Origin of the sequence: Massilia sp. Mn16-1_5, from assembly GCF_004798585.1 — a bacterium.
Classification (GTDB): domain Bacteria; phylum Pseudomonadota; class Gammaproteobacteria; order Burkholderiales; family Burkholderiaceae_D; genus Telluria.
Genome location: NZ_PPXQ01000011.1, coordinates 1 through 22,580, shown reverse-complemented (window position 1 = coordinate 22,580; position 22,580 = coordinate 1). Strand labels below are relative to the sequence as shown.

At 65.0% G+C, this 22,580-nt stretch carries 20 protein-coding genes; 14 read left to right on the top strand and 6 right to left on the bottom strand.

What is annotated here, in order from left to right; translation table 11 throughout:
- The first annotated feature begins 32 nt into the window (after nucleotides 1–32).
- From C2862_RS14460 to rsgA, 4 genes are all read left to right on the top strand, one after another.
- A complete protein-coding gene (locus tag C2862_RS14460; protein WP_136220843.1) occupies nucleotides 33–1,457 on the top strand; it encodes an alpha/beta fold hydrolase in 1,425 nt (474 codons plus the stop codon).
- 10 nt (nucleotides 1,458–1,467) lie between these two features.
- Nucleotides 1,468–2,202, top strand: coding sequence for an ATP-binding cassette domain-containing protein (locus C2862_RS14455; protein ID WP_136220842.1), 735 nt, complete (start codon nucleotides 1,468–1,470; stop codon nucleotides 2,200–2,202).
- Nucleotides 2,199–3,398, top strand: a complete 1,200-nt coding sequence (locus C2862_RS14450) for an ABC transporter permease (RefSeq protein ID WP_136220841.1) — start codon at nucleotides 2,199–2,201, stop codon at nucleotides 3,396–3,398. The genes C2862_RS14455 and C2862_RS14450 overlap by 4 nt, the downstream gene beginning before the upstream one ends.
- Nucleotides 3,399–3,654: 256 nt before the next feature.
- On the top strand, nucleotides 3,655–4,683 hold the full coding sequence (gene rsgA / locus C2862_RS14445; protein WP_136220840.1) for a ribosome small subunit-dependent GTPase A: 1,029 nt from the start codon (nucleotides 3,655–3,657) through the stop codon (nucleotides 4,681–4,683).
- A gap of 6 nt (nucleotides 4,684–4,689) precedes the next feature.
- On the opposite strand, the gene nhaR is transcribed toward rsgA, so the two are convergent.
- Nucleotides 4,690–5,589 carry a transcriptional activator NhaR gene (nhaR, locus tag C2862_RS14440; protein WP_136220839.1) on the bottom strand — a complete coding sequence of 300 codons (900 nt, stop codon included), beginning with the start codon at nucleotides 5,587–5,589 and terminating at the stop codon, nucleotides 4,690–4,692.
- Nucleotides 5,590–5,696: 107 nt separating this feature from the next.
- Between nhaR and hpf the strand changes: the two genes are divergently transcribed.
- Complete coding sequence (gene hpf / locus C2862_RS14435; RefSeq protein WP_136220838.1) at nucleotides 5,697–6,104, top strand: ribosome hibernation-promoting factor, HPF/YfiA family; 408 nt, start codon at nucleotides 5,697–5,699, stop codon at nucleotides 6,102–6,104.
- A 16-nt stretch (nucleotides 6,105–6,120) separates the two neighbouring features.
- The gene (locus C2862_RS14430) at nucleotides 6,121–7,086 is read left to right on the top strand and encodes a TerC family protein (RefSeq protein ID WP_136220837.1); all 966 of its coding nucleotides are present in this window, start codon (nucleotides 6,121–6,123) and stop codon (nucleotides 7,084–7,086) included.
- Between the two features lie 48 nt (nucleotides 7,087–7,134).
- Here C2862_RS14430 and argH read toward each other — a convergent pair whose 3' ends face one another.
- Entirely contained in the window at nucleotides 7,135–8,532 is a 1,398-nt protein-coding gene (gene argH / locus C2862_RS14425) for an argininosuccinate lyase (RefSeq protein ID WP_136220836.1), read from the bottom strand.
- Between the two features lie 133 nt (nucleotides 8,533–8,665).
- On the opposite strand from argH, the gene C2862_RS14420 reads away from it, so the two are divergent.
- The 3 genes from C2862_RS14420 to C2862_RS14410 all read left to right on the top strand — a co-directional run bounded on the left by C2862_RS14420 (nucleotide 8,666) and on the right by C2862_RS14410 (nucleotide 11,066).
- Entirely contained in the window at nucleotides 8,666–9,274 is a 609-nt protein-coding gene (locus C2862_RS14420; RefSeq protein WP_229467439.1) for a hypothetical protein, read from the top strand.
- Between the two features lie 73 nt (nucleotides 9,275–9,347).
- On the top strand, nucleotides 9,348–9,785 hold the full coding sequence (locus C2862_RS14415) for a GNAT family N-acetyltransferase (RefSeq protein ID WP_136220835.1): 438 nt from the start codon (nucleotides 9,348–9,350) through the stop codon (nucleotides 9,783–9,785).
- Nucleotides 9,786–9,854: 69 nt separating this feature from the next.
- Nucleotides 9,855–11,066, top strand: a complete 1,212-nt coding sequence (locus C2862_RS14410) for a cyanophycinase (protein WP_136220834.1) — start codon at nucleotides 9,855–9,857, stop codon at nucleotides 11,064–11,066.
- Nucleotides 11,067–11,074: 8 nt separating this feature from the next.
- Here C2862_RS14410 and C2862_RS14405 read toward each other — a convergent pair whose 3' ends face one another.
- Both C2862_RS14405 and C2862_RS14400 read right to left on the bottom strand, forming a co-directional pair.
- Nucleotides 11,075–11,728 (bottom strand): hypothetical protein, encoded by a 654-nt coding sequence (locus C2862_RS14405; RefSeq protein ID WP_136220833.1) that lies wholly within the window; start codon nucleotides 11,726–11,728, stop codon nucleotides 11,075–11,077.
- Between the two features lie 95 nt (nucleotides 11,729–11,823).
- The gene (locus tag C2862_RS14400) at nucleotides 11,824–12,855 is read right to left on the bottom strand and encodes an alpha/beta fold hydrolase (RefSeq protein WP_136220832.1); all 1,032 of its coding nucleotides are present in this window, start codon (nucleotides 12,853–12,855) and stop codon (nucleotides 11,824–11,826) included.
- Nucleotides 12,856–12,995: 140 nt separating this feature from the next.
- On the opposite strand from C2862_RS14400, the gene C2862_RS14395 reads away from it, so the two are divergent.
- Together C2862_RS14395 and C2862_RS14390 are read left to right on the top strand one after the other, a co-directional pair.
- Nucleotides 12,996–14,411, top strand: a complete 1,416-nt coding sequence (locus tag C2862_RS14395) for an IgA Peptidase M64 (protein ID WP_136220831.1) — start codon at nucleotides 12,996–12,998, stop codon at nucleotides 14,409–14,411.
- Between the two features lie 147 nt (nucleotides 14,412–14,558).
- Nucleotides 14,559–15,080: a hypothetical protein gene (locus C2862_RS14390; protein WP_136220830.1), complete on the top strand. Its 522-nt coding sequence runs from the start codon at nucleotides 14,559–14,561 to the stop codon at nucleotides 15,078–15,080.
- 174 nt (nucleotides 15,081–15,254) lie between these two features.
- Here C2862_RS14390 and parC read toward each other — a convergent pair whose 3' ends face one another.
- Both parC and C2862_RS14380 read right to left on the bottom strand, forming a co-directional pair.
- Nucleotides 15,255–17,582, bottom strand: a complete 2,328-nt coding sequence (gene parC, locus C2862_RS14385) for a DNA topoisomerase IV subunit A (RefSeq protein WP_136220829.1) — start codon at nucleotides 17,580–17,582, stop codon at nucleotides 15,255–15,257.
- A 150-nt stretch (nucleotides 17,583–17,732) separates the two neighbouring features.
- On the bottom strand, nucleotides 17,733–19,730 hold the full coding sequence (locus C2862_RS14380; RefSeq protein WP_136220828.1) for a DNA topoisomerase IV subunit B: 1,998 nt from the start codon (nucleotides 19,728–19,730) through the stop codon (nucleotides 17,733–17,735).
- A gap of 291 nt (nucleotides 19,731–20,021) precedes the next feature.
- Here C2862_RS14380 and C2862_RS14375 point away from each other — a divergent pair, with 291 nt between their 5' ends.
- The 3 genes from C2862_RS14375 to C2862_RS14365 all read left to right on the top strand — a co-directional run bounded on the left by C2862_RS14375 (nucleotide 20,022) and on the right by C2862_RS14365 (nucleotide 22,293).
- On the top strand, nucleotides 20,022–20,837 hold the full coding sequence (locus C2862_RS14375; protein WP_136220827.1) for a response regulator: 816 nt from the start codon (nucleotides 20,022–20,024) through the stop codon (nucleotides 20,835–20,837).
- A 72-nt stretch (nucleotides 20,838–20,909) separates the two neighbouring features.
- The gene (locus C2862_RS14370) at nucleotides 20,910–21,896 is read left to right on the top strand and encodes a gamma-glutamyl-gamma-aminobutyrate hydrolase family protein (RefSeq protein ID WP_136220826.1); all 987 of its coding nucleotides are present in this window, start codon (nucleotides 20,910–20,912) and stop codon (nucleotides 21,894–21,896) included.
- A gap of 76 nt (nucleotides 21,897–21,972) precedes the next feature.
- On the top strand, nucleotides 21,973–22,293 hold the full coding sequence (locus C2862_RS14365; RefSeq protein ID WP_229467438.1) for a hypothetical protein: 321 nt from the start codon (nucleotides 21,973–21,975) through the stop codon (nucleotides 22,291–22,293).
- The last annotated feature ends 287 nt before the right edge of the window (nucleotides 22,294–22,580 follow it).

Sequence of the window (22,580 nt, the reverse complement as noted above, 5' to 3'; positions counted from 1 at the left end):
CACCACTTTTACTCTGTTCGAGGAGTTTTTGAATGAAATTGCGTATTTCATGGGCCTTGCTCGTCCTGATGTTTTACGTCCCGGCCTGGGTCCATGCGGCCAGTAGCGGACGGGAGTGTCACCTGCCCGGCAGCAAGGAGCCGCTGCGTTGCCATAGCGTCGCGGTGCCGCTCGACCCGCAGCGCCCGACCGGTACGCAGCTGAAGATTCACGTGACGGTGGCGCCGGCGTTTCGCCAGGTGGCGAGCCCGGACCCGCTGTTCGTGCTGGCCGGCGGGCCGGGCGAGGCCGGCTCAAACGTGGTGGCCACGCTCGGCACGATGTTCCAGCGGGTGCGCGCCACCCGCGACATCGTCTTCATCGACCAGCGCGGCACCGGCCTGTCGGGCAAGCTGCGCTGTCCCGGCGACCCGGTCGACGAGGCCGCGAACGAGGCCGAGATGCAGGCCGCCTTTGCGCGCTGCCTCGGCACGCTGGTGCATCCGCTCAAGTTCTATAGCACCGCGAATGCCGCGCACGACATCGAACGCGTGCGCCTGGCGCTGGGCTACGGCAAGGTCAACCTGTTCGGCGGTTCCTACGGCACGCGCCTCGGGCAGCACTATGCGCGCAGCTATCCGGGCAGCGTGCGCAGCCTTGTCCTCGATGGCGTGGCGCCGCCCGAGCGGGTGATTCCGGCCAGCGCCACCTACTCGCAGCGCGCGCTCGATTCGGTATTCGAACGCTGCGCGGCGGACCGGGCCTGCGCCCGCGCCTTCCCGGCCCTGCGCACCGAGTTCGACGCCCTGCTGGCGCGCGTGAATGCCGGCGCCGTGACCCTCGACTTCGCCCATCCGCGCACGGCGCAGGCGACGCGGGTGCCGCTGTCGAACATGCGTTTCGCCTACACGATCCACAACAGCCTGTATGCGCCGCAGACGAGCCAGCGCCTGCCTTACCTGATCCACAGCGCTTACCAGGGCAACTGGGGCCCCTTCGTGGCGCGCGGCTTTACCGGCGCCGACCTGTCGCCGGAAGGCTATCTGGCGCTGCCTTTGTACGTGGCCGTCGTCTGCGCGGAAGACGTCCCGCGCCTGACGCCCGCGTTACGCGCGTCCGACGAAGCCGGCTCCTTCCTGCGTGGTCACGCGGAGCGGATCGCCGCACTGTGCAAGCTGACCGGCGTAGCGGCGGCCGCCGCGCCACCAGGCGGTCCGATCGCGGCGCCGGCCCTGCTGCTGTCGGGCGCGCTCGACCCGGTCACGCCGCCCTCGGGCGCCGCCAGCGCCGCCAAGGCCATGCCGAAGGCGCAGCAATTGGTCGTGCGCGCGGCCGGTCATGGCGTCGCCGCCCTGGGCTGCGCGCCGCGCCTGCTGCGCGCATTTCTCGATCGCCCGGAACAGGCAGTGGACCAGCGCTGCCTCGAGGAGATCGCGATTCCCCCATTCCAGCTCGGCCACGCCGGCACCCATCCCTGAAGGACGCGCCATGATCGAAGTGACAGACATCCACAAACGTTTCGGCGCCGTGCACGCGCTGGCCGGCGTGAGTTTTACTGCCGCCGACGGCCGCACCACCGCGCTGCTCGGCCCGAACGGCGCCGGCAAGACGACCCTGATGCGCACCCTCGTCGGCCTGCTCAGCCGCGACCGCGGCATGGTCAGCATCGACGGGATCGATCCGGCCGCCGATCCGCTCGGCGCACGCCGCAACATCGGCCTGCTGACCGACCAGTTCGGCCTCTACGAACGCCTCAGTACCCGCGAGTACCTGCGCTATTTCGGGCGGATCAACGGCATGGACAAGGCAGCGATTGCGCGCCGCATCGACGAAGTGACCGAACTGCTGGGACTGGACGACATCCTGGATCGCCCTTGCCGCGGCTTTTCGCAGGGCCAGCGCATCAAGGTGGCGCTGGCCCGGACCCTGCTGCACCGGCCGCGCAACCTGCTGCTCGACGAGCCGACGCGCGGCCTGGACGTGATGAGCACGCGCGCCCTGCGGCGCGCGCTGGCGGCCATGCGCGCCGAAGGTTGCTGCATCATCCTCGCGACCCACGTGATGCAGGAAGTGACGCAGCTGTGCGACGACGTGATCGTCATCGCCAAGGGACAGACCGTGGCGCAAGGCTCGCCGCAGGAACTGTGCAGGCAAACCGGTATCGCCAGCCTGGAGGACGCATTCGTTCACCTGGTCGGCACGGAAGAGGGGATCGCAGCATGAAGCGCCACACCACCACACCGCTCTGGTTCGTCGTCATGCACAAGGAACTGCTGGAGGCGCTGCGCGAGAAGCGCACACTGACCATGCTGCTGATGCTGACCTTGCTGTATCCGGCGCTGGTCGGCTTCTTCCTGCACACCACGATCGAGCGCAGCACGCGCACCGAGAAGGCCGGCATCGAACTGGCCGTCATCGGCGGCGCACAGGCCCCCAACCTGCTGGCGCACTTGCGCGAGAAAAGCGTCAAGGTGAGCGAGCGCGCTCCCATGGACGATACCGCCATCAAGGCGCTGCTGAGCGAGAAGACATTCGTGGGCGTGCTCAGGCTGGAGCCCGAATTCAGCAGCTACTATGCCGAGGTCCGCCCGGCGCCGCTCGCCTTGTGGTTCGATTCGTCCGTCGACAAGGACGAGCAGCGGCGCGAGCTGGAAGGCATCCTGCGCGACTACGCCAACGGCATCGCGGGCGCCCGCCTGGAAGCGCATGGCGTGTCGCAGGCCGTCCTCGTGCCCCTGCGCCTGGAGCGCTACGATACCAGCGACGGGGCCGGCGGTGCCGGCAAGCGCATCGGCCTGTATCTCGGCATGTTCTTCGTGCCGGTCTTCCTGTTCGGCCTGTCCATGGCCATCGATACCACCGCCGGCGAACGCGAGCGCCGCTCGCTTGAGGTGCTGATGGCCCAGCCGATGCGTGCACGCGAGCTGGTGGCCGGCAAGTGGCTGGCCGCCTCCGCGCTGGCCGCGATCGGCCTGGGCTGCGAACTGATCGTCGCCCACGGCGTGCTGTCGCTGCTGCCGCTGGAAGAAATCGGCCTGTCCTGGCGCCTGAGTATCCCGATGCTGGCGCTCGTGATCGCGGCCGCCTTGCCCCTGTGCCTGTTCGTCGGCGCCGTGCAGGTCGCGCTGGCGATGAACTCGAAGACCTTCAAGGAAGCGCAGGCCAGCGCCGGCATCCTGACTACGCTGCCCATGCTGCCCCTGATGATCATCCCCATGCTCGACCTGAGCACGCAGACCTGGATGTATGCGGTGCCGGTGCTGGGGAACCAGACCATGTTCCAGGCGATCGCCGCGGGCAAGGCGATCGGTGCGCTGCCGTATCTGCTGACCTGCGTGCTGCCCCTGCTGCTGGCCTGGGCGGCGATGGAATTCGCCGCGCGCAGGATGCGCAGCGAGCAGTATGTGATGGGGATCTGAAGCGGTATCTTGTAGCGGGCATGCGCGGCGCTTGACCTGGCCGCCATGCCCGGCCAGAATGGCAGTCCATTCACACGCCCCGGGGAGACGAACATGGTCCAGCCTGATACCGCCCTCCGGTCGGCCGCCTGATCCGCTCGTTCATCGCGACGATGTCCCGGGCGCATTAGCGCCGACCTTCCAATTTTCGACACACGCTGCCTCGCAGCGGTTCGCGCACGCCTGTTGCGCCCATCGAACTGGAAAACACATCGTCATGATCGACCTCGATTTCACCACCCTGCACGGGATCGGATTCAAGCAGCATTTCGTTTCACAACTCGCGGCCGTCTCGCCGCAACACCGCCTTGCCCGCGTCACCGCAGTCCAGCGCGACTGGCTGAGCGTCGACGATGGCGCGCAGGTGTTGAGCGCACGTCATTTGCGCCATACCGAGCCGCCCGTCGTCGGCGACTGGGTGCTGCTTGTCTCCAGCGGCTCTGAACACTGGATCGACATGATCCTCGAACCTGCTACCCGCCTGACACGCCGCACGCCTTCGGGCCGGCAGGCCCTGGCCAGCAACGTCGACACGGCCCTGCTGCTGATGGGCCTCGACCAGGACTTCAATCCGCGCCGCATGGAGCGCTATATCGCGCTGGTGCGCGCCTGCGGGGTGGCCCCGGTGATGGTGCTGACCAAATCGGACATCGGCGTCGATGCCGCGGACAAGATTGCCCGCTTGCGCGAGCGGATTCCGGATGACGTGCCGGCGCTGACCCTGCATCCGGCCGAACAAAGCGACAGCGGCCCGCTCGCACCCTGGATGGAAACGGGGCAGACGCTGGTGCTGCTGGGTTCCTCGGGCGTCGGCAAGTCCACGCTGACCAACGCCTTGACCGGCAGTGCGCAGGCAACGGGCGGCACGCGTCGGGGCGACGACCACGGCCGCCACACGACGACGGCGCGCTCGCTGCACCGCTGTCCGGGCGGCGCCTGCATCATCGATACGCCGGGACTGCGCGCCTGGCAGCCGGATGCGGACGAGGACGAGCTGGAATTGGCCTTCGACGACATCGCCGCGCTGGCCGCAAGCTGCCAGTTCCGCGACTGCGCGCACGAAAGCGAGCCGGGATGCGCGGTGCGTGGCAGCGTAGATGCGGACCGCCTGCAGAACTACCGCAAGCTGCTGCGTGAGGTCCGGCGCGCCGAGCAGACGGCGCTGGAGCGCATTGCCGAGCGCGGGAAGTGGAAGGTGCTGATGAAGGAGGCCAGGCAGCGCGGCCGCGACAAGCGCGGCGCATGACCGTCCTTAAGCGAACAAGCTCGTGCGCGCGTTGTTGCTGATCGCCAGCGTCGCCGGATGGCGCAGGCGCCGCTCGGTCGTGATGGCGTAGACCTGTTCCACCACCTCGTCGATCCGGCCGAGGGCGACGACGCCATACTGCGCGATCACCTGCGCGGCGATGGCCGTCGGCGCGAAAAAGACGCCGGCGCCCGATTGGCCGAAGGCTTTCATCATGGCGCTGTCGTCGAACTCGCCGACCACGCGCGGGTGTACCGCGTGCTGCTCCAGCCACTGCAGCAGGCGGTGGCGGATCGCGAAGTCCTCGCCGGGCAGCAGCATGGGCGCCTCATGCAGGCAGACCGGAAAGTGCGGTTCCAGGGTGGTGGCCAGTGCGGCGCTGGCAAAGACCGTCATCGGGCTTTCGCCGAGCAGGTGGTTGTAGGCCCGGACACTGAAGTGCGCAGGGATCTGGCGATCCGCGATCACCAGGTCCAGGCGGTGCACGGCGAGATCCGCCACCAGGTTGTCGAGCCGCCCCTCGCGGCAAATCAGGCGCACCGGTTCGGGCATCGCCAAGGCCGGTTCCACCAGGCGGCAGGCGATCAGCTTGGAGACGGAATCGGCGCAGCCGACCCTGAACGACACGGTCGTGCTCAGGCGCTTGTCGCGCACCAGTTCGAGCAATTCATCGCCGGTCGTGAAGATCTCTTCGGCGTAGCGCATGACGCGGCGGCCGGCATCGGTCAGCTCCAGGTTGCGCCCGACGCGCCGGAACAATTCCACGTCCAGGCTCTGGGCAAATTCGGACAACTGCCCGGAGATCGAGTGCGGCGTCAGGTGCAGCTGCGCGGCGGCCTTGGCGATGCTGCCTGTCTTGCCGACCATCCAGAAATAACGCAAATGCTTGTAGTTAAGGGCGGACATGGCTTTTCCACACATCGTAAAAATCGATGAATCAGCAAAGTATATTCGATTTGTGCGATGTCACCGGGTTGCCTATAGTCGAGACACCCACTTACAGGAGAACCATCATGCGTATCACCATTCAAGCCAACGGTTTCACGATGACGCACGCCCTGCGTGCCTACACCGAGCAGCGCCTGGCAAGCGCGCTGGGCTGGGCGCGTACGCGTATGCAGAGGCTGGTCGTGCTACTGTCCGACATCAATGGCCCGCGCGGCGGTGTCGACAAGCGCTGCAAGATCCAGGTGCAGCTCGGCGGCGGACGCGCTGTCGTCATCGAAGAAACGGAGGCCGATCTGTATGCGGCCATCGATCGCGCCGCCGAGCGCGCCGACCGCGCCCTGGTGCGCCAGGTGGAGCGCAGCCGCGATTTCGCCCGCGAGCGCATACCGGCGCAGCTCGACAACATGGGCACGGCTGCCTACACCGCGGCGGCGGCCGACGATGCCGCCGACCCCACGGCACGCAAGCGATGACTGACAGGAGCGCATCATGAATGGTCTGGAAAGCATTGCAAGCGGCCCGATGTGGGCCGTGTTCGTCGGTTTCGTGATCCTGATGCTGGCGCTCGACTTGTTCGTCTTCGGCGGCAACAAGGCGCACAAGGTCAGCGTCAAGGAAGCCGGCATCTGGTCGCTGGTCTGGGTCAGCCTGGCGCTGCTGTTCAACGGCGGCTTGTGGTGGTATCTGAAGGGAACGGTGGGCGCCGAGGTCGCCGACCAGAAGGCGCTCGAGTTCTTCTCGGGCTACCTGATCGAAAAAGCCCTGTCGGTCGACAACGTGTTTGTCTTCCTGCTCATCTTTACCGCGTTCCAGGTGCCGCAGCAATACCAGCGCCGGGTCCTGATTTACGGTGTGCTGGGCGCCATCGTGATGCGCGCCATCATGATCAGCGCGGGCGCATGGGTGGTCAGCGAATTCAGCTGGGTGCTGTACCTGTTCGGTGCATTCCTGCTCTACACCGGCCTGCGCATGCTGGTGGCGGTGGACAAGGAGCCGGACGTGGCGAACAACCCGGTGCTGCGTTTCGCACGCAAGCACCTGAAGGTGGCCGAAGGCGACCATGGCGAGCGCTTCTTCGTCACGAAGAGTGGGGTGCGCTACGTGACGCCGCTGTTCCTGGTGCTGATCCTGATCGAGGTGACCGACCTGGTATTCGCCGTCGATTCGATCCCGGCCATTTTCGCGATCACGACCGACCCGTTCATCGTGTTCACCTCGAACATGTTCGCGATCCTGGGACTGCGCGCGCTGTACTTCCTGCTGGTGGACGTGGCCGACCGCTTCCACTTGCTCAAGTATGGCCTGGCGATGGTGCTGACCTTCATCGGTACCAAGATGCTGATCATGCCCTGGTACCACGTGCCGGTGCAGGCATCGCTGACCGTCGTGGCGGTGCTGATCGCAGGCAGCTGTATCGCCAGCGTGTTCATCACCAAGAAGGAAGAAGTGAAGTAAAAAAACAGAAGGCCCGGACAACCGGGCCTTCTTCTTTTAGCCTTACAACTAGTCTTTCAACTGGCCACGCACGCGTTCGATCGCCTTGCGCACCTGGTTCGGCGCGGTGCCACCCACGTGGTCGCGCGCGGCGACGGAACCTTCCAGCGTCAGCACCGCGAACACGTCGTCCTCGATCAGCGGCGAGAAGCCTTGCAAGGTCTCGAGCGACATTTCCGACAGGTCGACGCCGGCCTGGTCGCAGGCGCGCACCGCATGGGCCACGGCCTCGTGCGCGTCGCGGAAGGGCAGGCCCTTTTTCACGAGGTAGTCGGCCAGGTCGGTGGCCGTCGCATAGCCCTGCAGGGCCGCGGCGCGCATGTTGTCCGCCTTGACCGTGATGCCGCCGGCCATATCGGTAAAGATGCGCAGCGTGTCGAGCACGGTGTCGACGGTGTCGAACAGCGGTTCCTTGTCTTCCTGGTTGTCCTTGTTGTAGGCCAGCGGCTGGCCTTTCATCAGGGTCAGCAGCGAAGCCAGGTGACCGTACACGCGGCCGGTCTTGCCCCGCGCGAGTTCCGGCACGTCCGGGTTCTTCTTTTGCGGCATGATCGACGAGCCGGTGCAGAAGCGGTCGGCGATGTCGATGAAGCCGATGCGCGGGCTGATCCACATGACCAGTTCTTCCGACATGCGCGAGACGTGCATCATGATGAGGGAGGCGGCGGCCGTGAACTCGATCGCGAAGTCGCGGTCGGAGACGGCGTCCAGCGAGTTGTGGCAGACGTCCTCGAAGCCCAGGGTTTTTGCCACGCGCAGGCGGTCGATCGGGAAGGTGGTGCCGGCCAGGGCGGCGGCGCCCAGCGGCAGGCGGTTCACGCGGCGGCGCGCATCGAGCATGCGCTCGGCATCGCGGCCGAACATCTCGACGTAGGCCAGCATGTGGTGGCCGAAGGTGATCGGCTGGGCCACCTGCAGGTGCGTAAAGCCCGGCATGATGGTGTCGAAGTGGCGCTCGGCCACGTCCGTCAGCGCGCTGCGCAATTGATTCAACAGGGCCACCACGTCGTCGATCGCGGCGCGCACGTACAGGCGGATGTCGGTTGCGACCTGGTCGTTGCGCGAACGGCCCGTGTGCAGGCGTTTTCCCGCATCGCCAACCAGCTCGGTCAGGCGCTTTTCGATGTTCAGGTGCACGTCTTCCAGGTCGAGCAGCCACTCGAAACTGCCGGCTTCGATCTCGCTCTTGATCTGCGCCATGCCGCGCTCGATTTCGCTGCGGTCGCTTGCTGTGATGATGCCTTGCGCGGCCAGCATCTCGGCGTGCGCGAGCGAACCCTGGATGTCGAACATGGCCAGTCGCTTGTCGAAGAAGACGGAGGCCGTATAGCGTTTGACGAGGTCCGACACGGGTTCGGAGAAGCGTGCCGACCAGGCTTCGGCTTTTTTGGAGAATTGTTCGGTCATGGTGGGAGGTTCCGTTGGATTTGCTCGATTATAAACTGCCGCCGGCGTGCCTCGCCGAAGGCCCCGGCGGATGACAAGCGCGCCGAAATCGCCGATTATTCAACTGTTAACAGATTCTGATCGAGGAAAAACAATGAAACGATGGCTCAGCGTCGGCCTTGCCGCAGCGATGTGCACCGGTACGGTATCCGCCGCCCAGCAGGCGCAATCGGCGCAAGCTGTGACACCGGCGGCCCAGCCGGTACCGCAGGTGCATACTGCGCCGGCCCAGCCCACGGTGACCAAGGAAGCCGACGGCGCCTCGGTCGACAGCATCGTCGCCGCGCTCTACGACGTGATCTCCGGCCCGGCCGGCGCGCCGCGCAACTGGAACCGCATGCGCGCGCTGTTCGCACCGGACGCCAAGCTGATGGTCGTCGTGCCCAACCGCGAAGGCGGCGGCTTCGCCCTGCGCAGCATGACGGTCGAGGATTACATCAGTCGCAACATGAGTGCCTTCAATACGAGCGGCTTCTACGAGCGCGAAATCGCCCGCACGACCGATGCCTTCGGCCAGCTGGTGCACGTATTCAGCACTTATGAATTGCTGCGCTCGCCGAACGATCCCAAACCCTTCATGCGCGGAATCAACAGCATCCAGCTGGCGCACGACGGCAAGCGCTGGTGGATCGCCAACCTGGTCTGGCGCGCCGAAGATGCGGGTCTGACCTTGCCGGATCGCTACCTCCAGAGCCGCCAATAAACGCGCGGCAATCGAATCTTGACGTTTGTGCAAACGGCGTAGAATTGGCTTTTTTGCCAGATTCGCCAGTCACATGACTACCAACGACTCCAGCTTCGAGGTCAGCACCGACCAGTCGCGGCTCGACATTCCGATGATCTACCGCTTCCTCAGCGAGCAATCGAGCTGGGCGGTAGGGATCTCGCGGCCGATCGTCGAGCGCGCGATCGAAAATTCCCTGTGCTTCGGCGCCTATATCGACGGCCGTCAGATCGGCTTCGCCCGCGTCATCACCGACTTCGCGACCTTCGCCAACCTGGTCGACGTGTTTGTGGTACCGCAGTACCGTGGCCACGGCTACGGCAAGCAGCTGGTGGCCGCCGTGCTGCGCCATCCGAGCCTGCAGCGCCTGCGCCGTTTCATGCTCGCGACCACCGATGCGCAAGGTTTATACGAACGCTTCGGTTTCACCACGCCGCGCAATCCCGAGACACTGATGGAGCGTTACTTCCCGAACATTTATCTCTCCTGAGAAAGCTCAACACGGCGCCGTCCCTCTCGAATCAGGCTTAGCATTTAGCTTGAAGAGGGAGAGTGTCTTATGTGGCCGATTGCTGGTTCCGTTGCGCTTGCCGTTGCTCTGCTTACTACCCCGGCTGAAGCCGCCGAGGTGACGGCTACCAAGGGTTCGCTCGTCATCATCGGCGGCGCCCTGCGTCCCGATAACGCCGCAGTCTGGGAACGGATCGTCCAGCTTGCCGGCGGAAAAGGCGCGCGCATCGCCGTCTTTGCTTCCGCCTCCGCCAATCCCGAAAAATCCGGCGCCGCCCTGGTCGACCGGCTCAACAAATACGGCGCCAACGCCTTCTTCGTTCCGGTCGCCGTGCGCCTGACCGGCACCGACTACCAGGCCGCGGCCGACAATCCCGAACTCGCAGCCGCCGTGCGCGGCGCCAGCGGCGCATATTTCGCCGGCGGCGACCAGGCGCGCATCACGCGTGCGCTGCGCCGCCCCGACGGTTCCAACACCATGGTCCTCGACGCCCTGTGGGACCTGTACCGGCGCGGCGGCGTCATCGCCGGCACCAGTGCCGGCGCCGCCATCATGAGCAGCACCATGTTCGGCCACCCGAAGCCCGTGCTCGCCACCCTGAAACTAGGCCTGACTGACGGCCAGGAAATCACGCCCGGCCTCGGCTTCATCGGCGACGATGTCTTCGTCGACCAGCATTTATTGGTGCGCGGCCGCTTCGCACGCATGCTGCCGGCCATGCTGCAAAAGGGCTACAAGCTGGGACTCGGCATCGACGAGAACACGGCAATGATCGTGGGGCCGAATCGCGACGTCGAGGTGATCGGCTACAAGGGCGCGCTGGTGGTCGATTTGTCCGCCGCGAATGCGAAGCAGGGCGACTTCAACGTCAGCAACGTGCGCCTCAGCTACCTCGACAACGGCGACCGTTTCAATATTGCCCGCCACAGTTTTACACCCGCCCCGGATAAAGCCGACGGCCGCCTTGACCCGGCCCGGCCCTACTACCGCGAGCCGCTGTTCTCGGCCGACATCCTCGGCAATAGCACCGTGGTCGACCTGATGGGCAAACTCATCGACAGCGACCAGCCCGAAGCCATCGGCCTCACCCTCGATAGCGCCAATTCCGTGCAGCCGGACCTCGGCTTCGAATTCAAGTTCTCGCGCACGGGCGAGAGCGTCGGCTACATGTCGGCCACGACCGAGGCGTATTCGGTCTACAACGTGCGGCTCGATATCCGGCCGATCGTGGTCAAGAGGCCGTTGTACCAGTACAAATAGGCGGCAGGCTAGCGATGCGGGGACGTGCGCTGCGCGATATAGCGGTCGAATGCGGCCGGCAGTTCCTGCAAAGACAGCGCGCCGCTGGTCTCGCCCGCGGGCGCCACGATGCGGATTTCGCCTACCCGCGTTTCGACATCGAATTCGCCCAGGGCCTGGTCGAGAAACAGGTAGGCCAGCGAACGATAGGTGTCGTGTTCCGCCGCGTCGTAGCCGGGGATCATGATCGTGATACCGGCTTTGTCGCCTTGGGCGTGCAGCAAGACCATCACCGTCGCCGCCTTGATCTTCCTGTCGCCGTATCCGATGTCCATGGGCACGCGCCGTGGCCGGTATTTGACGATGATCCAGTTCTGCAAGGCCGGCGCTGCAGCGTACAGCGCTTCGACCTTGGGAAACGCAGCGCGGATGCCGTCGGCGCTGATGACGAACTCGCGCTTGCCGTTCTGCTTGGGACCGAATTCGAATACCAGGTCGGGATCCACCTTGTGCATCGCCCGCTGGAGGCGATCGAAGATCCGTTCCTGGTCGCGCTCGAAATCGAACAACATCGACTCGTTGGCCTGGAACCAGGTCCAGAATTCCTGTTCCGGCGTCGTCGCGGCGCGTGCTGGGAGCGCTGCAGTCAGCGCCAGCAGCATGACCTGGAAAATTCGCTTCATCTGTATCCGATGTTTGATTGGGTGCTGAACATGATAGAGGGCGATTTGCAAACACAAATCCTGGCCTGAAGCCGGGCCGCCTGAGCCGGCGCTGTTCACAGGCAGCGCGGCCGGATGTCCTCGCGCAGTAGTTTCTGCTGCGCCTCGGCCGTCCGCACGTTCGGATCGTGGCCGGCGCGCGGCACCAGCACCAGCTTTTTCACGGGCGCCCTGATCGCATCGTAGTAGCGCTGGGTGACGGCCTGCGTGGTCAGCAGGTCTTCGGTCCCTTGCACCAGGTAGACCGGCAGTTTGAAGTCGGTGCCGAGTTTATATAAGTCGATCGTGGATGCCATGCCGTCGTCCTGCATGCCGACGAACTGGATGAAGGAATAATCTTCGCCGCCTTCGTAGTCGGCCAGGGCCTGCGGCGTTGCGTACAGCGCGCCCGGCGCCATCCAGGCCTTGGGCATCGGCTCGGTACGCAGCGCTTCGTACTTGCGCATGGCGCGGCGTTCGATGCCGAAGGAGCGCGGGTTCTTCCAGGGTGGCGGGCCGAGCGCTTCGATGGTCGATACCGTTGCCGTGTCACCGGCCGCGCGCGCCAGTTCGAGCAGCCTGGCGTGGCCGTCGGTGTTCTGGTGGTGGCCGACGAATTGCGCCGTGCCGAGGTAGGCGCAGAACTGGTCCGGATCGGCCTTGGCCATGTTCACCGCCAGCACCGAGCCCCAGGAGCCGCCCATCAGGATCAGCTTGCGCTTGCCGAGCCGTTCGCGCACGTGGCGCGCCACGGCCAGGCCGTCGTCGCGCAAGCCCTCGACGGTTAGCTTGTCGTCCTCGCCTGGCTTGTTGCGGCCATAGGTCATGCCAGCGCCGCGCTGGTCCCAGTGCACGACCGTGAAGTCCTTGCGCCAGGCGGCGTCGGGGCCGTTCGCGTACAGGCTTTGCGGATTGCCCGGCCCGCCGTGGGCGATCAGGATGACCGGATTGGCGCAGCTGTCGCCCTGCATCGTGACCCATTGCTCGATGCCGTTGATGCGTACAAAACCCTGCTCGTCGACGCGTTGTCCTGGTGACGTGCATGCCTGCGCCATGCAGGCGAAGGGAAGGGCCAGCAGGGCGCCGGCGAGGAGTTGCAGGGTACGCATCGGGACTCCAAATCTTGTCGTTCAGTAATCATCGGTGGACGCTGCACCGGCGTCAACAAGAATCGGGTATGCATCGGCGCTGTCCGGAATCGCCTGTGTCAGGATTACAATGCCGGGATTCGTTTTCTCGAGGACTCCCTATGCTTCGTACTCTTTCGCGCCTGCTCGTTGCTGCCTCCCTGCTGGCATCCGGGCTGGCACAGGCTGCGCAACCGGCTACCATCCGCGTCGACTACACCCACAGCGGCAATGCGCTCTCGGACAGCTACGCGCTGGAGCAGGTGCTGGTCGAGCCGCTGCCCTGGCCGGGCGACACCGCGCGCAGTTTCGACGACACGAACCGCGGCCAGAACCGGGTCGAGGTGGCCGATGCGAAGACGGGAGACCTGCTGTATTCGCGCGACTTTTCGACCATCTTCGGCGAGTGGCGCACGACCGACGAGGCCAACAAGATCAGCCGCAGTTTTCACGAGTCCGTGCGCTTTCCGAAGCCGGATCGCCCGGTGCGCGTGCGCATCCTGAAGCGCGACGAGAGGAATGCGTTTTCGGTGGCCTGGAGCGTGGAGATCGATACCGATGCGCCCGACGTGGTGAGGAAGCAGCCGCCGGCACCGGCCACGCCGATCCCGGTGAAAGTCAGCGGCCCATCGCCGCAGAAGGTCGACCTGCTGATCCTGGGCGACGGCTACACCGCGGCCGACATGAAGAAGTTCGAGGCGGATGCGCGGCGCCTGTCGCAGCACCTGTTCACGGTCTCGCCTTTTAAAGAGCGCGCGAATGACTTCAACGTCTGGGCGCTGGCCGTTCCGACCGTCGAATCGGGCGTCTCGCGCCCCTCGACCGGCGTGCACCATGCCTCCAGGCTGGGCACGCGCTACGATATCTTCGGCAGCGAACGCTACGTGCTCACGCTCGACAACCGCGCGCTGCGCGACATCGCCCAGTACGCGCCCTACGAATTCATCGAGATCCTCGTGAACAACGAGACTTATGGCGGTGGCGGCATCTTCGGCCAGTTCAGCACCGCGGCGGCATCCAACGAATGGGCGAACTACCTGTTCGTGCACGAGTTCGGCCACCACTTCGCCGGCCTGGCCGACGAGTACTACACCTCGCCGGTGGCGTATGCGGCCAGCAGCACGCGCATGGAACCGTGGGAGCCGAATGCGACGGCCCTGCGCGACCCGTCGAAACTGAAATGGGCGAAGCACGTGAAGGCGGGCACGCCGCTGCCGACGCCATGGCCGAAGGCGGAGTACGAAGAATACTCGCGCGCCTACCAGAAGCGGCGCGCCGCGCTGCGTGCCGAGAACCGTCCGGAAAGCGAAATGAATGCGCTGTTCAGGGAAGACCTGGCGCGTACCAGAGCGCTGTTCGAGAAGCAGCCGCACCGCCACACGATTGGTGCCTTCGAGGGGGCCAACTACGAGGCCAAGGGTTACTACCGGCCGGCGATGCAATGCATCATGTTCGACCGCAGCGAGGCGTTTTGCCCCGTGTGCCAGGATGGGATCACGGACATCATCGACTTGTATGCGGGGGCGGCGGCACGCTAAAAACCGCTTGATGTTGCGCAACAACGGTCTGTGTGATGGCGAACAGACCCGTTGTGCATGGAGGCATATTCTGGGCTCGTCGTTAATAAAAAGTTAAACAAGCGGGAGAGAACCCGCACCCACCATATGCATCGAAAGGACAACATCATGAACAAACTGCTCGCCACCCTGATCGCCGGTTTCGTCGCCACCAGCGCCTATGCGCAGACCGCCACCACGACCACGACGACGACCACGGCGCCGGTCACGACCACCGCCAACACCGAAGCCGTCGTGAAGGCTGAAGCCCGCGCCGAAGCCGACGTCGCCAAGGCCGAAGCGAAGGAAATGAAGACGGCCGCCAAGGCCGACGAGAAAGCCGCCAAGGCCGTCGCCGACGCGCAGGAAAAGAAAGCCAAGGCCCACGCCAAGGCCGTGAAGGCGCATGCCAACGCCGCCGAAAAGGTCAGCAAGGCCGATCCGGAAGACCGCGCCAAGGCGCTGGCCAAGGCCGAAGAGAAGGTGTCGGAAGCGAACCTGAAGGCCGAGAAGACCATGATCAAGGCCGACGAAAAGGCGCTCAAGGAGCAGGTCGACGCAGCGGCCGACAAGGCACAGGCAGCGGCCAAGACCGAACAGGTGCGTGCCGAGGCGATGGCCGATGTGCACAAGGCGGCGGCCAAGAAGTAATTTGATTTGATGCCATGAAAAATGCCGGCGTGAAGCCGGCATTTTTTTGATCACACGGTAACGCAACCGTAGGGTGGACGGGTCCCCCGTCCACGCGTTCAACGCACGGATGCAAACCGCGCGTGGCATTTTAACGGTGCTTGGACGCGTGGACGGCAAGCCGTCCACCCTACATCACTCGCCCGTCGAACGCATCGCCAGGTCCGTCGCCTTCAGCTTCTGCGACAGTGGCTTGCCTTTGCGCGCGCGCTTGCCGAAGTGCGGTTCCAGGCCCGATGCGTACAGCTCCACCGTGCGCGGCTTGGAGCCGGCCCAGGTGCCGATCACGTTCACGCCTTTCTGGCTGATCGGCTGCGCGGCCAGCAGCTTCTCTTTCGGCTCGAGTTCCATCAGCGTCACGCCGCGGCCGCCGTTGGTCAGCACCTTCATTTCGTCGATGCCGAACACCAGCACGCGGCCCTTCTCGGAGAGGCAGGCGATCGCGCCGGCCGCGTCGGAGACGATCCGCGGTGGCAGCGGCAGGGCGCCGTCGTCCAGCGTGATGAAGGATTTACCACCCTTCAGGCGGCTGACCATGTCGCCGGCCTTGGCGATGAAGCCGAAGCCGTTGCTGGTCGCCAGCAGCAGTCGCGTGTCGGCGGTGCCGGCGAAGTAGTGCAGCAGCCGCACGCCGCCGGACAGATCGACCAGGGTCGTGATCGGCACGCCGTCGCCGCGCGCACCCGGCAGGGCGGCCACCGGCACCGAATACGTCTTGCCGTTGTCGCCGATGCCGACCAGCGAGTCGACCGTGCGGCACTCGAAGGCGTTGAGGAGCGAATCGCCCGGCTTGAAGGTGAACTGCGCCGGGTCGTGGCCGATGCCGGTACGCGCGCGCACCCAGCCCTTCTCGGAGATGATCACGGTGACCGGTTCGTCGATGATCTTCTGTTCTGCAACCGCCTTCTGCGCCTCTTCGATCAAGGTGCGCCGCGCGTCGCCGAACTGTTTCGCATCGGCTTCGATCTCGCGGATGATCGTGCGCTTCATCGTCGACGGATTGGCCAGGATGTCTTCCAGCTTTTCCTTCTCTCCGCGCAGCTGCGACAGCTCCTGCTCGATCTTGATCGCCTCCAAGCGCGCCAGCTGGCGCAGGCGGATCTCGAGGATGTCTTCGGCCTGGCGTTCGGACAGATTGAATTCCGCGATCAGGGCCGCCTTCGGCTCGTCCGAATTGCGGATGATGGCGATCACCTTGTCGATGTTCAGGAGGACGATCTCGCGGCCTTCCAGGATGTGGATGCGGTCATTGACCTTGCCCAGTCGGTGCTCGGTACGGCGGCGCACCGTGGTGAATCGATAGTCGATCCATTCCTGGATGATTTCGTTCAGCCCCTTCTGGCGTGGACGGCCGTCGCCGCCGATCATCACCAGGTTGATCGGCGCCGAGGTCTCGAGCGAGGTATGCGCCAGCAGCAGGAGCATGAATTCGTTCTGGTCCTGGTTCTTCGACTTCGGCTCGAACACCAGGCGCACCGGCGCTTCGCGGCCGGATTCGTCGCGCATCGTGTCGAGCGAGTTCAGGATCGTCTGCTTCAGCGCGATCTGTTCCGGGGTGAGCGTCTTCTTGCCCAGCTTGACCTTCGGGTTGGTCAGCTCTTCGATTTCCTGCTGCACTTTCGCGGCCGAGGTGCCCGGCGGGAGTTCCGTCACCACTGCTTGCCATTGGCCGCGCGCCAGCTCCTCGATCTTCCAGCGCGCGCGCACCTTCATCGAACCGCGGCCGCTGGCGTACATGTCGGCGATCTGCGACGCCGGGGTGATGATCTGGCCGCCGCCCGGGAAGTCCGGACCCGGCATCAGGGTGATCAGTTCCGCATTCGAGATCTTCGGGTTGCGGATCATGGCGACGGTGGCGTCGGCCACTTCGCGCAGGTTGTGCGAGGGGATCTCGGTGGCCAGGCCGACCGCGATGCCGGAGGCGCCGTTCAAAAGAACCATCGGCAGGCGCGCCGGCAAGGTGCGCGGCTCCAGCGTGGAACCGTCGTAGTTCGGCTGGAAGTCGACGGTGCCCATGTCGATTTCGTCCAATAACAGGCGCGAAATCGGGGTCAGGCGGGCTTCCGTATAACGCATCGCCGCGGCGCCGTCGCCGTCGCGCGAGCCGAAGTTGCCCTGGCCGTCGATCAGCGGATAGCGCAGCGAGAAGTCCTGGGCCATGCGCACGAGGGCGTCGTAGACCGACTGGTCGCCGTGCGGGTGCAGCTTACCGAGCACGTCGCCGACCACGGCGGCCGATTTGCGGGGCTTCGCGGTCGGGCCGAGGCCCAGTTCATTCATCGCGTACAGGATGCGGCGCTGGACCGGCTTCTGGCCGTCGGAGACGTCGGGCAGGGCGCGGCCCTTGACGACCGAGACCGCGTAGTCGAGGTAGGCGCGTTCGGCGAAGGTCGACAGGGTCAGCGTTTCGATGTCGTCGCTTGGCTCGGCAGCTTGTTCGAAGAGGTTTGCTTGCGTAGTCATATTCAGTCTTTTGTTCGATTCATTTGACGTTGTACCGCGTGCGCACAAGTGCGCACCCTACGTAGGGGTGGGCGAGGCCAATGGCCTCGACTACGGTTTCATCGCGCATTCATGCGCACGCGGTTTCGTGCGGTTAAACACCGCAAACCATCAAATATCCGCTTCGGTTTCGTTCCCGTGTTCCTCGATCCACGCGCGGCGGGCGGCGGCTTCGCCTTTACCCATCAGCATATTGAAGCGCGCGCTGGACTCGCCGTGGTCGAAGCCGCCCAGGGCCACCGGCAGCAGGCGCCGGGTATCCGGGTTCATGGTCGTTTCCCACAGCTGCTCGGCGTTCATCTCGCCCAGGCCCTTGAAACGGGAGATGTTCCAGCTGCCTTCCTTGAGGCCGTCCTTTTTCAGCTTGTCCTCGATCGCCAGCAGTTCGCCGTCGTCCAGCGCGTACAGCTTCTGCAGCGGCTTCTTGCCGCGCGGCGGGACGTCGACGCGGTACAGCGGCGGACGCGCCACGCAGATGTGGCCGTGCTTGAACAGGGCAGGGAAGTGCTTGAAGAACAGGGTCAGCAGCAGGACCTGGATGTGCGAGCCGTCGACGTCCGCGTCCGACAGGATGCAGATCTTGCCGTAGCGGAGTCCCGACAGGTCAGGCGAATCGCCCTGCGAGTGCGGATCGACGCCAATCGCCACCGAAATGTCGTGGATCTCGTTGTTCGCGAACAGGCGGTCGCGGTCGGTTTCCCAGGTGTTCAGCACCTTGCCGCGCAGCGGCAAAATCGCCTGGAATTCCTTGTCGCGGCCCATTTTCGCGGAACCGCCCGCCGAGTCGCCCTCGACCAGGAACAGCTCGTTGCGCGTGATGTCCGAGGATTCGCAGTCGGTCAGCTTGCCCGGCAACACGGCCACGCCCGAGGATTTCTTCTTCTCGACTTTTTGCAGCGAGCGCATGCGCGACTGCGCCTGCTTGATGACCAGGTCGGCCAGCTTCTTGCCGTGCTCGACGTGCTGGTTCAGCCAGAGTTCGAGCGGCGGTTTCGTGAAGGTCGACACCAGTTTTACCGCATCGCGCGAGTTCAGGCGTTCCTTGGTCTGGCCCTGGAATTGCGGGTCCAGCACTTTCGCGGACAGCACGAAGGAGACGCGGGCGAACACGTCTTCCGGCAGCAGCTTGACGCCTTTCGGGAGCAGGCCGTGCAGTTCGACGAAGCCCTTCACGGCGCCATACAAGCCGTCGCGCAGGCCGGACTCGTGCGAGCCGCCGCTTGGCGTCGGGATCAGGTTGACGTAGGACTCGCGCACCAGGCCGCCTTCCTCGTTCCATGCCACGACCCAGGCCGCGCCTTCGCCTTCGGCAAAGGCTTCGTCGCCGGCCGGGGCGTACTGCGCGCCTTCGAACAGCGGGATCACGGTCTGGCCGCTCGAGGTTTGCGCCATCGCTTCGGTGAGGTAGCCGCGCAGGCCTTCGTCGTAGCGCCAGGTCTGGACGTCGCCGGTTTTCGCGTTGGTCAGCGTGACGGTCACGCCCGGCAGCAGCACGGCCTTGGAGCGCAGCAGGCGCACCAGTTCCGTCATCGGGATGTTCGGGGTGTCGAAATATTTACCGTCCGGCCAGGCGGTGACGCGGGTGCCGTTCTTCTTGCCGCCGCGCTCGAAAGGCACGGACGTCAGGGGCTCGATCACTTCACCGTCAGCGAAGACCAGGTTGTGGATGCCGTTACCGTCCTCGTCCTTGCGCCAGACGGTAATTTCGAGGCGCTTCGACAGCGCGTTGGTGACGGACACGCCGACACCGTGCAGGCCGCCCGAGAAGGCATAGGCGCCGCCCGAACCCTTGTCGAACTTGCCGCCGGCGTGCAGGCGGGTGAACACGATTTCGACCGTGGACACGCCTTCTTCCGGGTGGATGCCGACCGGGATGCCGCGGCCGTCGTCCTCGACGGTCACGGAACCGTCGACGTTCAGGGTCACGCCGATGTTGCTGCAGTAGCCGCCCAGCGCCTCGTCGGAGGCGTTGTCGATCACTTCCTGGATGATGTGCAGCGGGTTCTCGGTCCGGGTGTACATGCCCGGACGCTGCTTCACGGGCTCGAGTCCTTTCAGGACGCGGATGGATGATTCGCTGTAATCGGGTGCGGGTTTCTTGGTTGCCATGCTGATCAGTGTTTTATCGAAAGCCTGCGCATTCTATATCTTGTCGGGAGGAAAAAGCAGGAGGGGCCGCTTGCAAATGCGCGGATTGTTCTTGTCAACGCGTGGAAACGTGACTAGATTGGTACGCAAGCTTGCTACGTCAAGCGGCCCCGAGAACCGTTGAGCGGAAGGCATTCATAGAGACTACTACTGTACATGCATACAGTAATAATCGCAAGACTTGCCATCTTACCGCAGTCCGCCACACAACAGCTTTCAGGTCGCAGCCGTCGCAGGCACCGGATGATCATCATGCATGCACAAAAAACACCGACTGCAGTCAGACTGCTCGGCTTCTCGCCCTGTGCCACTGCGCACCTGGCGAGCTTGCTGGCCGGGGCGCCCCGCTCCGGACCGCTGTATGCCTGCCTGCACGAGGACAGCCTGCAGGAACCCGACATCGTCCTGGCCGACGGCACCAGCCCGGCGGCCCTGGCCTGGCTCGACGGCATGCGCTGTCCGCCGCCGGCCCTGGTCATCGGCGGCATGGCCCGCGCCAGCTACACGCAGCTGTCGCCACCCTTCGAACCCGACGAACTGTACGCCTGCATGGCCAAGCTGCTGGCCGAACGGCACCGTGCGCTGGCGCTGCTCAGCGCGCGCGGCGAACCGCTGCTGGCGGAGCGCCGGCGCCGTCCCAGGCTCGGACCGGATGCCGGCTGCCCCTCGGAACGCCAGCCGCCGCGCGACGGCAAGGTGCTGATCGTCGACAAGGGCGGCGCCTTCCGCGATCACCTGGCCGGCCTGGTGGGACCGAGCCGCCTGGCGATCGCCTGGACCGACAGCGCGCCGATGGCGGTGCGCCTGTGCGACGAGACGCCGGTCTCGGTGGCGATGATCAACACCGCCGCGCCCGGGATCGACCCCTATGGCTTGAGCCGGGACATCAAGGCCCAGCAAGGTGCGGAGAAGACGGCCGTGGTGCTGCTGGTCGGCCGCACTTTTACCTATGACAGCACGCTGGCGCACGGCGCCGGGGTGCGCGGGCTGCTCGACAAGCCGGTCGGCGACCGCAGCCTGGTCTGCATGCTGCAGCGGCTGACGTCATTGCCGGAGATGCCGGCGTGATCTGAACTCATCCGGTGTCACTTTGTTACAACTTCGAATCGTGCGCGGCAGTGACGGGGCTATATTGGTCCCATGGCAGACGAACAAGTGAAGCAGCGCGGCGAAGCGCCCGGTCCGCCGCAGGAAAACCGTACTGAAACCCCGCAGCGCATTCCCGATCGCCGCGCGGGCAATGGCGCGCCGCGTTACCAGCGTCCCGGCGATACGCCCTTCGCCCTGGCCGGACGCGTCCTGAGTTCGCGCTGGCGCGCGCTGCGCGACCGCTTCAGCCGCGACTTCATGCGCCGCACCCTGCGCATCGGCGTCTCGGCCCGTATTTTTCATCCCGAACCCGGCGCCACCGGCCTGCGCAGCAAGAACCTGCAATACCTGGAAGAGTCGATTGCCCAGTGGGTGATGTCGCGCGACGTGCTGGTGTTCATGATTCCGACGGTGAACACGAACGGCCTGCTTCACCCCAGCAACATCACCCTGCGCCACTACGCGCGCCACCTGGATGGCCTGGTGCTGCAGGGAGGCGCCGACGTGTCGCCGCAGACCTATTCCGAATCGCCCACCCGCCCCGAATGGAGCGGCGACCGCGCCCGCGACCTGTATGAACTGGAACTGCTGCACGAATTCGTCGAGGCCGGCAAACCGGTGCTGGGCGTCTGCCGCGGCTGCCAGCTGATCAACGTGGCCTTCGGCGGCACCCTGTACCAGGACGTGGCGACCAATGTGCCGGCCGCGCTGGCCCACGTGCACACCGACTACGACGCCCATCGCCACGCGATCGAATTCCCGCCGGGTTCCTCGCTGGGCCGCATGTTCCCGAACGCGCAGAGGCCGATCGTCAATTCCATCCACCACCAGGCGGTCAAGGAACTGGGGCGCGACATCCGCATCGAGGCCATGTCCTATCCGGACGGGATCGTCGAGGCGATCCGCTACGACAAGGCCGATTTCGTGATGGGCTTGCAGTGGCACCCGGAATTTCACCGCGCCGGCGGGACCGACCTGCTCGACTGCACGCCGGTGCTGGACGAGTTTTTACGGGCGGCGCGCGAGACACGCTTGTAAACCGCTTGCATCGCTCATCCCTCTTGATCATAATGAGAATCATTCTCATTCACGACATGATTGAAAAGGGACTGCCATGCACCATCCACTTACCGAGAACGCGACGGCCTCGCCCATGCCCCAGCGCGACGCTGTCATGCTCGCCTCCGTGCTGCACCTGATGTCCCACTACACGGCGCGCGACGAGAAGGACAAACCCTGCGTGCGCCTGGCCTCGGTGATCGAGCGCCATCTGTGCGCGCTGTCGCGGCTGCCCGACCTCGATCCCGTGCTGCGCGCGACCTGCGAGCAGCTGTGCGAACGCTGGGCGGCGCTGGTGGACGAGGCGATGCCGCGGCCGGTCAAGCGCAATTTCATCGAGCGGATCATGCGCACGAGCAGAGTAAGCCCGGCGTAATAGGGTTTTGTAGTTGTAGGGTGGGCAGCAATCAGTCCACCGGACTGATTGCGCCCACGCGGTACGGCAGGTGAACAATCGAAGAGCACGAGAAGGACAGGTACCGAAATGTAAGGTCCGTTTCGATTGATCATCCGTACCATACCGCGTGGGCATGAATGCCCACCCTTGTATCTTGATCGAGTTGGTGGTTAGCTATCACCAGCAGAGGTGAAGACCAGCTTGGGCCCACCCTTAAGGCTCGACCTTGGAAGGTAGATCAAGCCCTTCACCTCGTTCCCACACCA

Coding starts and splice junctions, on each gene's coding strand:
- C2862_RS14460 (WP_136220843.1), top strand. CDS start 33: ATGAAATTGCGTATTTCATGGGCCTTGCTCGTCCTGATGTTTTACGTC.
- C2862_RS14455 (WP_136220842.1), top strand. CDS start 1,468: ATGATCGAAGTGACAGACATCCACAAACGTTTCGGCGCCGTGCACGCG.
- C2862_RS14450 (WP_136220841.1), top strand. CDS start 2,199: ATGAAGCGCCACACCACCACACCGCTCTGGTTCGTCGTCATGCACAAG.
- rsgA (WP_136220840.1), top strand. CDS start 3,655: ATGATCGACCTCGATTTCACCACCCTGCACGGGATCGGATTCAAGCAG.
- nhaR (WP_136220839.1), bottom strand. CDS start 5,589: ATGTCCGCCCTTAACTACAAGCATTTGCGTTATTTCTGGATGGTCGGC.
- hpf (WP_136220838.1), top strand. CDS start 5,697: ATGCGTATCACCATTCAAGCCAACGGTTTCACGATGACGCACGCCCTG.
- C2862_RS14430 (WP_136220837.1), top strand. CDS start 6,121: ATGAATGGTCTGGAAAGCATTGCAAGCGGCCCGATGTGGGCCGTGTTC.
- argH (WP_136220836.1), bottom strand. CDS start 8,532: ATGACCGAACAATTCTCCAAAAAAGCCGAAGCCTGGTCGGCACGCTTC.
- C2862_RS14420 (WP_229467439.1), top strand. CDS start 8,666: ATGAAACGATGGCTCAGCGTCGGCCTTGCCGCAGCGATGTGCACCGGT.
- C2862_RS14415 (WP_136220835.1), top strand. CDS start 9,348: ATGACTACCAACGACTCCAGCTTCGAGGTCAGCACCGACCAGTCGCGG.
- C2862_RS14410 (WP_136220834.1), top strand. CDS start 9,855: ATGTGGCCGATTGCTGGTTCCGTTGCGCTTGCCGTTGCTCTGCTTACT.
- C2862_RS14405 (WP_136220833.1), bottom strand. CDS start 11,728: ATGAAGCGAATTTTCCAGGTCATGCTGCTGGCGCTGACTGCAGCGCTC.
- C2862_RS14400 (WP_136220832.1), bottom strand. CDS start 12,855: ATGCGTACCCTGCAACTCCTCGCCGGCGCCCTGCTGGCCCTTCCCTTC.
- C2862_RS14395 (WP_136220831.1), top strand. CDS start 12,996: ATGCTTCGTACTCTTTCGCGCCTGCTCGTTGCTGCCTCCCTGCTGGCA.
- C2862_RS14390 (WP_136220830.1), top strand. CDS start 14,559: ATGAACAAACTGCTCGCCACCCTGATCGCCGGTTTCGTCGCCACCAGC.
- parC (WP_136220829.1), bottom strand. CDS start 17,582: ATGACTACGCAAGCAAACCTCTTCGAACAAGCTGCCGAGCCAAGCGAC.
- C2862_RS14380 (WP_136220828.1), bottom strand. CDS start 19,730: ATGGCAACCAAGAAACCCGCACCCGATTACAGCGAATCATCCATCCGC.
- C2862_RS14375 (WP_136220827.1), top strand. CDS start 20,022: ATGCATGCACAAAAAACACCGACTGCAGTCAGACTGCTCGGCTTCTCG.
- C2862_RS14370 (WP_136220826.1), top strand. CDS start 20,910: ATGGCAGACGAACAAGTGAAGCAGCGCGGCGAAGCGCCCGGTCCGCCG.
- C2862_RS14365 (WP_229467438.1), top strand. CDS start 21,973: ATGCACCATCCACTTACCGAGAACGCGACGGCCTCGCCCATGCCCCAG.